General features: G+C 56.9%; 11 protein-coding genes and 1 pseudogene. 6 read left to right on the top strand and 6 right to left on the bottom strand.

Translation table 11 applies throughout. The features are described 5' to 3' along the window. Positions 1-276: pseudogene (locus Q0C28_RS03395) on the bottom strand (hypothetical protein); the annotation flags it as partial. Further along, positions 266-1480 carry an ROK family protein gene (locus Q0C28_RS03390; RefSeq protein WP_293573243.1) on the bottom strand — a complete coding sequence of 405 codons (1215 nt, stop codon included), beginning with the start codon at positions 1478-1480 and terminating at the stop codon, positions 266-268. The gene Q0C28_RS03390 and the pseudogene Q0C28_RS03395, both read right to left, overlap by 11 nt. A gap of 170 nt (positions 1481-1650) precedes the next feature. On the opposite strand from Q0C28_RS03390, the gene xylF reads away from it, so the two are divergent. The 4 genes from xylF to Q0C28_RS03370 all read left to right on the top strand — a co-directional run bounded on the left by xylF (position 1651) and on the right by Q0C28_RS03370 (position 5396). Next, positions 1651-2676, top strand: coding sequence for a D-xylose ABC transporter substrate-binding protein (gene xylF, locus Q0C28_RS03385; RefSeq protein ID WP_293573242.1), 1026 nt, complete (start codon positions 1651-1653; stop codon positions 2674-2676). A gap of 113 nt (positions 2677-2789) precedes the next feature. Then, complete coding sequence (locus Q0C28_RS03380; protein WP_293573241.1) at positions 2790-4088, top strand: sugar ABC transporter permease; 1299 nt, start codon at positions 2790-2792, stop codon at positions 4086-4088. Then, complete coding sequence (locus tag Q0C28_RS03375; protein WP_293573240.1) at positions 4088-4870, top strand: ATP-binding cassette domain-containing protein; 783 nt, start codon at positions 4088-4090, stop codon at positions 4868-4870. The genes Q0C28_RS03380 and Q0C28_RS03375 overlap by 1 nt, the downstream gene beginning before the upstream one ends. A gap of 97 nt (positions 4871-4967) precedes the next feature. Continuing rightward, positions 4968-5396 carry a helix-turn-helix domain-containing protein gene (locus tag Q0C28_RS03370; protein ID WP_293573239.1) on the top strand — a complete coding sequence of 143 codons (429 nt, stop codon included), beginning with the start codon at positions 4968-4970 and terminating at the stop codon, positions 5394-5396. Between the two features lie 15 nt (positions 5397-5411). On the opposite strand, the gene Q0C28_RS03365 is transcribed toward Q0C28_RS03370, so the two are convergent. The 4 genes from Q0C28_RS03365 to Q0C28_RS03350 form a co-directional block, all read right to left on the bottom strand. Next, positions 5412-6125 carry a tryptophan-rich sensory protein gene (locus Q0C28_RS03365; RefSeq protein WP_293573238.1) on the bottom strand — a complete coding sequence of 238 codons (714 nt, stop codon included), beginning with the start codon at positions 6123-6125 and terminating at the stop codon, positions 5412-5414. 4 nt (positions 6126-6129) lie between these two features. Further along, the gene (locus tag Q0C28_RS03360; RefSeq protein WP_293573237.1) at positions 6130-7698 is read right to left on the bottom strand and encodes a cisplatin damage response ATP-dependent DNA ligase; all 1569 of its coding nucleotides are present in this window, start codon (positions 7696-7698) and stop codon (positions 6130-6132) included. Beyond that, positions 7698-8711, bottom strand: coding sequence for a ligase-associated DNA damage response exonuclease (locus Q0C28_RS03355; RefSeq protein WP_293573236.1), 1014 nt, complete (start codon positions 8709-8711; stop codon positions 7698-7700). Before Q0C28_RS03355 ends, Q0C28_RS03360 begins: the two co-directional genes overlap by 1 nt. A 178-nt stretch (positions 8712-8889) precedes the next feature. After that, positions 8890-10263: a polysaccharide biosynthesis/export family protein gene (locus tag Q0C28_RS03350; RefSeq protein ID WP_293573235.1), complete on the bottom strand. Its 1374-nt coding sequence runs from the start codon at positions 10261-10263 to the stop codon at positions 8890-8892. A gap of 321 nt (positions 10264-10584) precedes the next feature. On the opposite strand from Q0C28_RS03350, the gene Q0C28_RS03345 reads away from it, so the two are divergent. Then, a complete protein-coding gene (locus Q0C28_RS03345) occupies positions 10585-11316 on the top strand; it encodes a metallophosphoesterase (protein ID WP_293573234.1) in 732 nt (243 codons plus the stop codon). 201 nt (positions 11317-11517) lie between these two features. Continuing rightward, positions 11518-12297 carry an inositol monophosphatase family protein gene (locus Q0C28_RS03340; RefSeq protein ID WP_293573233.1) on the top strand — a complete coding sequence of 260 codons (780 nt, stop codon included), beginning with the start codon at positions 11518-11520 and terminating at the stop codon, positions 12295-12297. Positions 12298-12614 lie beyond the last annotated feature (317 nt).

Here is a 12614-nt window from a genome sequence, read left to right as displayed (position 1 = left end):
GGAAAACTGCAGCGCGTCGCCTGGCTTTTCGGTTTGGTTGATCAACAACTGCATCGGGTTGGCACCGCCCGCAGCGATCAGATCGGGGAAGCCATCGGAATTGCAATCCAGAGAGGCCAAGCCACCGCCGACAAAATGCTCCCACCCGCCATCATAAATATGTTCTGGTATCGGACGCGGTGTGAACTGCGGGACGGAACTGTCCTGAGCCCAAATGAGAGTGGGCGGGCAAAGGGCGAGGGTCAGCCAAAGCGCGTGTTTTCCATCAACCTGCATGATTTGCGACCTCTCGAATGCGCAGTGCGGAGACTTCTTCGATGGCATGTGCGGCTGCGCCTTTCGCCCACATTTTGTTTCCCCAGCCGTGCACTCTGACATCTGGCAATGGCGCATCGACTTGCACTACCCAGCGGCGCATTTCCTCAATGACCTTGTCAGAGGAAAGGTAGCCAAAGGCCAGTTGCGCCCCGGCCAGGACGATCATTTGTGGATCGAAGATGTTGACGACGTTGGCTAAACCCATTGCGAACATGCGCCCCGCCCTGTCCAAGGTTGATCTGGCCATCATGTCGCCATCGGCCATCGCCGCGTAAAGCGATGCGAGGTCTCTGTGCCGTTCCACTCCGCTGGTGACATTGGCCTCTCGCAGCAGCGCATAGTCCCCGACATAGGCTTCGAGACATCCGCGCTGGCCGCATTGGCACAGCGCGCCTTCCAGCTGCACTTTGGTATGTCCCAGTTCCGCGCCGCAGCCCCGTGCGCCGCGGTAAATCTGGCTATTGATGACAATGCCCATGCCGACACCATGTTCGACCGTCACAACAATGAAATTCGTGTGCCTGTCGCCATGCCCAAACAGCAGCTCGGCTTTGGCAACAAGATTTGCGTCGTTGTCGATGAACACGGGCATGGCAAAGTGCTGCGCCAGATACGCGCCGAAATCGACGTTGCGTTGGTTGAGCGATGACGACCAGTAGATAAAGCCACGATCAGCATCCATGACGCCGGCCATGCCAATCGCCATGCCAGAAATGTCCGCGGGGTCGAGATCGGCAGCGGCGCAGCTGGCGTTCAGTGCGCTCTGAATTTGTTGACACAGATCCTCTGGGCTTGATTGGCCGCCCGGCAATGGAATTTCATGGCACAGAAGTTCTGTGCCCTCGAAATCTGTGATCAATGTGGTGATGGCATGGTGGGATAGTTTCATGCCTGCAATCAGATGTGCCTGTCCCCGGACCTTGAGTGCGACTCGTGGTCGGCCTCTCTTGGCGCCTTTGGCGGCCTCTGGGCTGACTTCCTCGATCATTCCGGCGGCCAGAAGATCTGCGGTGATGGCCGTGACAGTGGCAGGGCTGATCAATGTGGCTTGGGCAATATCGATTCGGGCGATTTGGCCAGCGGCGCGGATGGTTTCGAAGACCTGCAGGCGGCTGCTTTCGCGCAACTCATCCGATGGTGACAATCGTTGCAATCTCGCCAATGTCTTTCTCCCGTTCCAATCCAGCTGACATTCTCGTCGAGAAATCCGCTGTATCTGCAGGATACATTATTTAATTTGAGTTTCAAAAAAAATAATGTTAGGGATATCATATCAGGCCGCCATGGGAGCATTTGAAGAGCTGGCGACCGTAACCAGAGGGAGGAACAACCATGAAGTTTCTGAGTGGAATCTCCGCACTTGCGCTTGTCGCATCGGCGGGAATGGCATTTGCAGATGGTGTGACCGTTGGCGTCAGCTGGTCCAACTTTCAGGAAGAGCGCTGGAAGACCGACGAGGCGGCGATCAAATCTGCGCTGGAAGCAAAAGGCGCCACCTATGTATCGGCTGATGCGCAATCGTCATCTGCCAAACAGTTGTCCGACATCGAGAGCCTCATTGCGCAGGGTGTGGATGCGCTGATCATTCTGGCGCAGGACGCACAAGCCATCGGCCCAGCGGTCGAAGCGGCAGCAGATGAAGGCATCCCAGTCGTCGCCTATGACCGTTTGATCGAAGACAACCGCGCATTCTATCTGACCTTCGACAATATCGAAGTTGGACGCATGCAGGCACGCGCCGTGCTGGAAGCGCAGCCAAGCGGCAACTACGTGATGATCAAAGGATCGCCAACCGATCCGAACGCAGATTTCCTGCGCGGCGGCCAGCAAGAAGTCATTCAGGCTGCCATCGACAGCGGCGATATCAAGATTGTCGGCGAAGCCTATACGGATGGCTGGTTGCCCGCCAATGCGCAGCGCAACATGGAGCAGATCCTGACTGCGAATGACAACAGCGTGGACGCTGTCATTGCCTCCAACGATGGCACCGCTGGCGGTGTGGTTGCAGCGCTGACCGCCCAAGGCATGGAAGGTCTTGCCGTATCTGGCCAAGATGGTGACCATGCTGCGTTGAACCGTGTGGCCAAAGGCACGCAAACTGTTTCTGTCTGGAAAGATGCCCGTGATCTGGGCAAAGCGGCCGCAGAAATCGCGGTCCAGATGGCAGAAGGTGCAGCGATGAGCTCTGTCGACGGTGGTACATCTTGGACCTCTCCGTCGGGCACAAATCTGACCGCTCGTTTCCTGGAGCCTATCCCGGTCACCGCAGCCAATCTTTCGGTTGTTGTTGACGCAGGCTGGATCTCCAAAGATGCGCTTTGCCAGGGTATGAGCAACGGTCCTGCTCCCTGTAACTGATTGAAAAATGGCGCTGAGCGAGGCAACGCGTTGCTCAGCGCCCGTGACCGGCACCGATATCCACCTGATTGACACGGTGCTGATGGCCCATTGCTGAATACGGGAGTTCGGATATGACCGACACCACGTCTCAGCCGATCCCTGCACAACGTAAACGCAGCCTGTTCCAGCAGCTGGAACTGGATATGCGTCTGCTGGGCATGATCGGTGCTTTTGTTATCCTCTGTATAGGATTCAACATCCTGACAGACGGGCGGTTTTTGACCCCGCGCAACATTTTCAACCTGACGATCCAGACGGTGTCCGTGGCGATCATGGCGACTGGTATGGTGTTCGTCATCGTCACTCGCAACATCGACCTGAGTGTCGGGGCTTTGCTGGCCACTTGTTCTGCGGTCATGGCCATGGTGCAGACCGACATCGTGCCAAACATGCTGGGCATGGGTCTGGATCATCCGTTGACATGGATCATCACGATCGCCGTTGGTCTGGGTGTCGGAACGCTGATTGGGGCATTCCAAGGATGGATGGTTGGTTATTTGACCATACCGGCCTTTATTGTCACGCTGGGTGGCTTTCTCGTCTGGCGCAATGTTGCCTGGTATCTGACTGATGGGCAGACCATCGGTCCGCTGGATAGCAATTTCATCATGTTTGGCGGCACGTCTGGAACACTAGGCACCACGCTGAGCTGGGCTGTCGGGGTCATTGCAACCGCCCTGGCGCTGGTCGCCCTGTGGAACAGCCGTCGCGCCAAACAGGGCCATGGGTTTCCGGTGAAACCCGCCTGGGCCGAAGCAGTGATTGCGGGTGTGGTTGCGATTTCCATTCTTGGGTTCGTTGCGATCCTGAACGCCTATCAAATTCCCGAACGCCGGCTGAAGCGCTTGCTGGAGGCGCAGGGCGAAACCATGCCAGAGGGTCTTGTTGTTGGGTATGGTTTGCCGATTTCAGTGCTAATTCTGATTGGGACGGCTGTTTTCATGACCATCATTGCTCGGCGGACCCGCTTTGGCCGGTATATCTTTGCAACAGGTGGCAACCCGGATGCAGCAGAGCTGTCGGGGATCAACACCCGCATGCTGACCGTGAAGATCTTCGCCTTGATGGGATTCTTGTGTGCGTTGTCCGCGGTTGTTGCATCCGCGCGTCTGGCCAACCACTCCAACGATATTGGGACGCTGGATGAACTGCGCGTGATTGCGGCGGCCGTAATTGGTGGTACCGCGTTGGCCGGCGGGTTCGGCACGATTTATGGTGCCATTCTTGGCGCGTTGATCATGCAGAGCTTGCAGTCCGGGATGGCGATGGTCGGGGTTGATGCCCCATTCCAGAACATTGTCGTGGGATCTGTTTTGGTGGCGGCCGTGTGGATTGACATCGTGTACCGCAAACGTTTGGGAGGCCGATGATGACAACTGCAAAAGAACTGCGCGCGTCCGGCGCGACCCCATTGGTCGAAATGGAAGATATTTCGATCTCCTTTGGTGGGATCAAGGCTGTTGATCACGTCAGTGTTGATCTGCACCCTGGCGAGGTTGTCGGGCTGCTGGGCCACAATGGTGCCGGTAAATCAACGCTGATCAAGATCCTGTCTGGTGCATATCAGATGGACAGTGGCGAAATTCGCGTGAATGGACAAAGGGTTGAAATCGAAAACCCCCGCGATGCTCGGGCCCATAATATCGAGACGATTTATCAGACGCTGGCTTTGGCGGATAATCTTGATGCAGCGTCCAACCTGTTCCTTGGTCGAGAGCTGACAACGCCCTTTGGTCTGGTTGATGACTCTGCGATGGAGGCGGAATGCCGGAAAATCATGAACCGGCTCAATCCGAACTTTCAAAAGTTCTCTGAACCTGTTTCGGCCTTGTCTGGTGGTCAGCGCCAATCCGTTGCGATTGCGCGTGCGGTGTACTTCAACGCCAAAATTCTGATCATGGACGAGCCGACAGCAGCCTTGGGGCCTCATGAAACGCAGATGGTTGCGGAACTGATCCAGCAGTTGAAAGCGCAGGGCATCGGGATTTTTCTGATTGATCACGATGTGAGTGCGGTGATGGAGCTCTGTGATCGGGCGTCTGTGATGAAGAACGGCAAATTGGTCGGCACCGTCGATATCGAAGATGTCACCGATGACGATTTGCTCAGCATGATTATCCTTGGCAAAAGGCCTGGCGAGGCCGCTGCCTGAGGCAAAACAGCATGCGAAGGGAGGCAGCCATTGGCTGCCTTTTTTCGTTCCGCTATGTCTTGGGGATCGGATCAGACAGACGGATTGGGGCAGGGCGGTGTTCAGTATTGGAACCTTGGGCAAACGAACCGGAACGAAGGTGCAAACCATCCGATACTATGAAGAAATCGGACTGATGCCTGAACCGGAGCGCACCGCAGGTGGGCAGCGTCGCTACGGGACACTGCAGCAGGATCGTTTGGCTTTCATTCGTCATGCCCGCCAGCTCGGCTTCAGCCTGGACGCGATCCGCGATCTGCTGGATCTGGCTGATCATCCTGGGCAATCCTGTTCGGATGCGGATTCCATTGCGCGGCGCCAGCTTAAGGACGTAGAGGCAAGAATGGCGCGTCTGGAAGCCCTGCAAAAGGAGTTGCAACGTATGATTTCGGATTGCGCCGGCGGAACGGTTGCCACCTGTCGCGTGCTGGAAGTGCTGCGGGATCATTCGGAGTGCCTGAGCGATCACGACGGTCCAGACACGTGATTGCGGGTGGATGCGTTATTCTTTGGCAACCCGCATCAGCGTTGATCGTAGAGCAATAAGGCAGAGCCCCAATCCTGCCATCAGGAGCACAATCCAATTGCCGCTGCTCCACTGGTCGATCACAATACCAAACAGTGCCCAGCAAACACCAACGGCGTAGGATATGGCATTAGGTGCGCGTGCCAGAACCCAAAGTGCGACGATCAAAGCGCCCGTCAGGGCAATCAGACCAGAGGTCATGGGCCCCAGAAGCCCATAGCCTGGCACCACGATGCTGAGCGATACCGCAGTCGCGGCGGTGAGCCAGCCTGCGTATAGACCAACAGGCCCCAGCCCCAAGGCTTGTGGCAGCTTGCCACCTCGTATGGTCGCCGCAATCGCAGTGCCCGCCATCACAACAATCATAACCGTCGCCAGAACCGGCGAGGTGTTTGCCGCCCACAGCCACAGCACGCCCAGCCCGAGACTGATGACCAGAGGTCTGCGCATCGCGGTCCAATCCGGGTCGTCGGGCTTGGCGCGGGCACCATATGCGGTCCCAGCAATGAGCCAAAGATAGATCACCCCCCATATCCCAAAGGCCCACCCTGCAGGCTGAATGACCGGATCGCTTTGATAGAAGGGCAGCTGATCTTCGCGGTAACCCATGAAAGGTTCGGTCAAAATTGGGGCCGCCGCAAAAGCAACGGCCAGGACAAAGGCCAAATAGGCGGCGATGCGGTGGCTCATATGTCTAATCTCCGGATGCTAGAAATGTCTTTAACTCAGAGAGCGTTCCAGCCTCTTTGGCGGGTTTGTCCGTTCGAATACGGCTGATACGGGGAAACCGCATGGCAATTCCGCTTTTGTGGCGGCTGGATTCGTTCAGACCCTCGAACGCAATTTCCAGCACCATTTCAGGTTTCACCGCCCGCACAGGGCCAAAGCGATTAATGGTGTTGGTGCGCACGAATTTATCCAACTGTTTGAGTTCGGCGTCGCTGAAACCGAAATAGGCTTTGCCGACCGGGACAAGCTGGTCATCATGCCAAACGCCAAAGGTGAAGTCTGAATAAAAACCCGATCGCTTGCCGTGGCCTCGTTGTGCATAGAGCATAACCGCGTCAACCAGCATCGGATCACGCTTCCATTTGAACCAATTGCCGCGCTTGCGACCCGGACTGTAGACACTGTTGCGACGTTTGATCATCACCCCTTCGATCACCCGGTCCGGTGGGGTGGCTCGCAGGTCGGCCAGGTCTTGCCAGGTTGAAAAAGGCAATGTTTCAGAGAGATCAATCCGCGGTGTATCAAGCGCGGCGACACACTCTCGCAGCGCGGCGCGTCGTTGATCAAATGGTTGCTGACGCAGGTCGAGCTCGTTCCATACCAGAAGATCATAGGCGCGCAGTGCAGCTGGATGGCTTTCTAGCATTGCCTTGCCAACTTTCTTGCGGCCCAAGCGTTTTTGCAGATCCCCAAACGGCGCAACATCTGCGCCTCTCTTGATCAGCAATTCACCGTCAAGCGTGCCATTAAAGTTGACACAGTCAATCACATCGGGGAAGGCTGCGGAAATGTCTTCGCCGGTGCGGGTGTAGAGTTTGCGAACGCCTGCGTCATTTGTGGCTTGGATCCGAATGCCGTCCCATTTCCACTCGGCTTCGAAATCGGCGGGATCCATTGTGCTGAGATCATCCAGATCGGTAGCGGTCGATAGCATGACTGGACGGAATGGGGCCGCTGCCAGACTGACGGGTTTTTCCCCTCCTTCCAACCAATCGAAGAGAGGCAGATAGGGCGGGCTCAGGCCATGCCATAACTCTTCGATTTCGTTGACATCAACGGCGCCAAATTGCGCAAGCGCCGTGCGGGCGAGCCGGGCAGAAACCCCAACGCGCAACCCCCCGGTGGCCAGTTTCAGATAGGCATATCGCTGGGTTGCGGTCATGGTACTCAACCGGTGACGGATGAGGGCGGGCAGCTGCGCCTTTGCGGTGCCGGACAGTTCCGAAACGGCTGTTTCAAGGCTGATATCCTGAAGCGCTTCGGTATGCGGCCAGATCAGTGCGACCGTTTCAGCCAAATCCCCAACAAAGTCATAGGACAGGCGAAACAGTTCTGGATCAGTTTCCTCGGCCACCAGTCCGCGCAGGAGCGAGGGGGTGACGTTTCGCAGCGACAGCTCTCCGGTCAAAGCGGCAAGGGCAAAGCCGCGCTCAGGATCGGGCAGGCTCAGAAAGGCATGCAACAGATGCGCCTGCTTTGCATTGCGTGCAGGTGTGAAAGCCAATTTTTCCAACAGTTCGGCAAAGGGTTGCATCAATCGGCCTCCTCTTCGTAGCCGATCAGGCGCAAGGGTTTGGCCGTGATCTGGTTCAACTCGCACCAACGCACCAGGGCGTCTTCTCGTCCGTGGGTTACCCAGACTTCTTTGGGCTTAAGGTCGTTGATGGTGCGGGTCAGATCGGACCAATCGACGTGATCGCTGATGATCAGCGGTAGTTCCACGCCACGCTGGCGGGCTCTTGCCCGGACCTGCATCCATCCACTGGCGAAACAAATAATCGGATCAGGAAACCGCTGCGCCCATGTGGCCGCAAACGCGGATGGTGGGCCCAGGATGATCTGCCCTTTGAAGGCGTCTTTGCCCTGCTTGACCGTTGCTGGGCGCAACTCGCCAAGATCAATGCCCTGTTCAATGTGATAATCGCATAGTTTTTGCAGTGCGCCGTGGATGTAGATGGGCGCGCTCCATCCCGCCTGTCGCAACAACGCAATAACCCGCTGGGCTTTGCCCAATGCGTAAGCGCCCACGAGATGGCACCGATCAGGCTGCGCAGCCACCGACCGCAGCAGTTTTTCGATTTCGGGCAAGGGGGTTGGGTGGTTGAACACCGGCAGAGCAAAGGTTGCTTCGGTGACGAAGACATCGCAAGGGGCAAGTTCAAATGGAGCGCAGGCCGGATTGTCGACGCGGGCGTAGTCCCCAGACACCGTGATGGAGGTGCTGCCATCGTCAACCGTGATCTGGCAGGAACCCAAAACATGTCCAGCCGGGGTGAACTGCAGCTTCAGCCCAGCAATTTCTGTCGTGTGGTCCACCGCGACACGTGTTTCGCAAAACGCCTCACCATAGCGGATCGCCATAATATCAAGGGTTTGTGCGCTGGCCCACACGGTTCCATGACCACTGCGGGCATGATCTGCGTGACCATGGGTGATCAGCGCTTTTGCCACCGGCACGACAGGGTCGATGTAGAAATCCCCAATCGGGCAATACAAACCCTCGGGCCGGGGATGAAGCAACTCCTGCGGCGCGGTTGCAGCGGACATATTGGGAACCTCGGCCTGAAATAGACTGTTCCTAAGGTAAGCCAGCCCCTGATCAGAGCAAGGAATTTGTCCTGAAGGCGCGCAGATTTGGGCTCAGTTCTGCTCCCTTGTGCGACCCAGATCTGCGCGCCCAATCCCGTGTTTGATCAGCTGATCGCGTCGCGCAGTTTATCGGTGTTTAGTTCACTGCTGCCGCAACCGGGGTGGTGATCAGCGAAGGTGTGATTTGGCGGAGCGTTCTGCCCCATTTTGTGACAGGGTTTTCTGCGACAAAGATAACATCATCGGGCCGCAACTCGAACTTTGTTGCGAGAATGTAGTTCGCTGCGCTGCGCGCGTTGAGGTGCCAGGCTGTGACTTCTTCTGGTACGCGCGGGTCGCTGGAGGCGCGCAGCACATAGACCTGAGAGACATCGCCGGTTTCACGGGAGATGCCGCCACCTGCATCAAACAGCGCATCCGCAAGGGTGGCCTGTTGCTCATATGGCAGCGGGTAGCGGGTGCGCGTGTCGAATTCGCCGGTCAAATACACAAAGTCCCGCTCCGTCGCGCCGAGGGCTTCCCGCGCTTCAAAGGCGGCACGTTTTTCTGCGTTGTCTTCGCGTTTTTGGGCGATGGCACTGTTCAGCTCGCTCAATTCCTGGGCCCGGGCGGCCAGAGAGATGCTCTTCAACCTGATCTGCTGTTCAAAGAAACGCTCTGCGCGGTTGATGTCGAAATCGCTGTCCACAAAGATGGAATCGCCCGATATCAGGCGGATCGCTTGCAGGTCGGGACGTTCATACAGCGCTTTCAGAGGGATCTGGTAAACCTCGCCGGCGCGGTACAGGCGTACGGTTGTCACATCGATGTTGGTTGCCGAGACACTGCCTGCCGCCGTTAGGGCCTCGCTCAGCCGAAGTGGTGTCAATGTGATCGGCAAGACAGCCGGTTTGCCGACCGCGCCGCCAACGGCCACGCGCTGTGAATTGAATTCGACAATTTCGAGGCTGAAGGTCGGGTCAAATTGTGCCTCAACCAATTTTTGAAACAGCAGCTCTTCGGCTTCTTCAATTGTTAGCCCTGCAATTCTGGCCCGTCCAACGTCTGGAATATTGATCGCGCCGTCATCCTGTACGGTGTAGCCATTGCGGCTGTTTTGCGCAGCGAGCAGACCTGTCAGTTCTTCCAGCGTATTGCGAGTTGAAGGCGTTGCCAGCATGACAACATCGCCCACACCGACCCGGTAGGGAGAGGGCTGGATCCGCGGTGGTCGCGTTACGGTCAACTCTTGATTGCGCGCTCCGGTCTGTGTTGACGGCGCGTTTGGCAGGCTGCCCACGCCGCGACCGCTGCGCCCTGCTGCGGTGCCGGCTGATTCCTTATAGGCGTCAGGCAAGCTCTTGGGTGCGTAGGGGGTTTGGTTGGCTTCCAGTACGGTGGCCGGGTCAAGCGCGACCACCCGGACTTCGGTTCCCTGGCGCGTGCCTGGCAGAATGCTGGAACTGCGATAGATTGTAGAACATGCCGATAGCGCCAGTCCCGCGCAGCAGATCAATGATATCAGACGCATGCGCGCACCTCCGGGGTCATGGCTATGTTGAACCGGTGGGTCATCATGCATGTCGCAGCGGCATCACCCGCCAACGGCAATCGGCCAAAGCTGCGTGGCACAGGGCCATGTCCACCCTGAATCACACGCAGATCACCTCTGCCTGTGCCGCCGCACAACAATGCGCAGCCCACATCACCCAATGCGATAAACCGCATCCCAACCAGCCTCATATATGCCCGCCATTTTCGGCGGTGCGTTCTTCACACAGTCCCCCAATCCGCCTAACATGGGTCCTTCAACTGAAGACCAAGTGTCAGCGGCCACCTACGGAGCACCGGCTTGATTAACGATTTGTTTACCAAATCTTGGCACATGCCGCAAGATTTTGTCCCGCTCAACCCTGACCTGCATTGCTATGTTGTTGGCGATATCCACGGCTGTGACCGTCAACTTTCCCAATTGCTGCAGCGGTTTGACCCGGCGGTTCCCATTGTGTTTTTGGGGGACTACGTGGATCGCGGCGAACATAGCCGATCCGTGATCCACAGGCTCATGCAATTGGAGACTGCAACCTGCTTAATGGGAAATCACGAGGCAATGTTGTTGGAATTCTTGGAACAACCGGCCGGTATCGGGCGCCAATGGTTGCAATACGGGGGATTGCAAACGCTGGCGGACTTTGGCGTCGAAGCGGTTTCTGCGCAGTCGTCGTTGCAAGAGCTGGAGCGGGCGGCGCGCCAGTTTGCAGCGGCCTTAGGCTCGGAAATGCGCAGCTGGTTGTCACAACGCCCTTTGGGGTGTTTGAACGGAAACATCTTTCTGTCACATGCCGGAGCAGACCCAGACCTAAGCGTTGATGACCAGCCGAAGGAGACGCTTTTGTGGGGGGCAAAGACAGGGCGCACAACACCTCACCAGGAGGGCCTGTGGTTGGTGCATGGCCATTGGATTGTGCCCGAACCTGAAATTGCCAATGGGCATATCGCGCTCGACACTGGCGCTTATGCGACCGGACGGCTTACTGCGGCTGAGATTTCTAGCGACGGCGTTCGGTGTTTGTCAGAGACCTGATTGAGTGCGCTTTGAGCCGCCGTTTTTGACCTGGGAGTGTTTGTATGTATTGCTTTGTGTGGATTTATGTTTGTTTGCGCGATTTCCGTGTGGATTTTTGTTGAAAACACGCATGTCTTCCTCCAGTAGTCGTGTGGAGCAGTCGGGGGTTGTGAGCATGCAACTGGCCGCTAATGCATCGCGACGGAGGATCATATCGCAATGGATTTGGTTGATTTGGAACAGCATGCAGGCCGGATTGCGGCCCTGGCAGGCGACACGGCCATGTCGTTCTTCAGGCAGGCGTTCGATGTGGAGTTTAAATCTGACCAGAGCCCTGTGACCCAAGCGGACAAAGCCGTCGAAGAACAGGTGCGTGGCTATCTGGCTGAGCATTTTCCCGATCACGGAATTTTTGGGGAAGAGCAGGGTGTATCAGGCGGAGACCGCACACAAATGTGGGTGCTCGACCCGATTGATGGGACCCGTTCATTTCTGTCTGGGCATCCTTTGTTTGGGTTCTTGTTGGCCCATCTGACCGGCGGTCGCGCGGATCTGGGTGTCATTTCCATGCCGACCTTGCAAGAGATCTATGTTGGCGTGCCCAAAGATGGCGTGGCAACGCTGAACGGCGCAGAGATTTCGACCTCCGACACCACATCCCTGACTGATGCGATTGTCTACATCAACGAAGGGGATAAGATCGCGACAGAACAGCCAGAAGTGTTTCAGCGGTTGCTGAAAACCGGGCAGACTCGGCGTTTTGGGTATGATTGTTATCCTCATGCGCTGCTGGCCTCCGGGCATGTGGATCTGGTGATTGACTATGATCTGAAACCCTATGATTTCTTGGCTTTGGCTCCTGTGGTGGAGGCGGCTGGCGGCGTCATCACCGGCTGGGATAATGATCCGCTCACGCTGGATTACGCGGGCGGCGTCGTGGCAGCCGCAACGCCCGAATTGCACGCTGCCGCGTTGGCACTGGTTGCATCCAAAGGCTGAGCATTGTGCGGGCTGGATCACAGCTGGCCGATTGAACCTGGTTGATTTTGGGCACGCTGCCTTGGGAAGTTCAGATGCGGCGACTGCGCTGTCGCATCACTTTCTATTGGGTGGTAGGTAAGCGCAAATTTTGATGCAGGGAGCCTGTCATGACCGTATCGTCCGACCCAATCGCCGCTAGATGTGAGCTTTCAACAGGTTGTCCATTCGATCCAGACCGAGTTGGTTGGAGTTACCAAGCACCAACCCTATTCGGAGGGATCGAATGAACATTCACAGCAATGCCAGACTGACACCTTTGGGTCGAGCGCGATTGG

The sequence above is a fragment of the Phaeobacter sp. genome, from assembly GCF_022825805.1.
Taxonomy (GTDB): domain Bacteria; phylum Pseudomonadota; class Alphaproteobacteria; order Rhodobacterales; family Rhodobacteraceae; genus Phaeobacter.
Note: the sequence above shows the minus strand (reverse complement) of the source record. Positions and strands in the feature narration are given on the sequence as shown.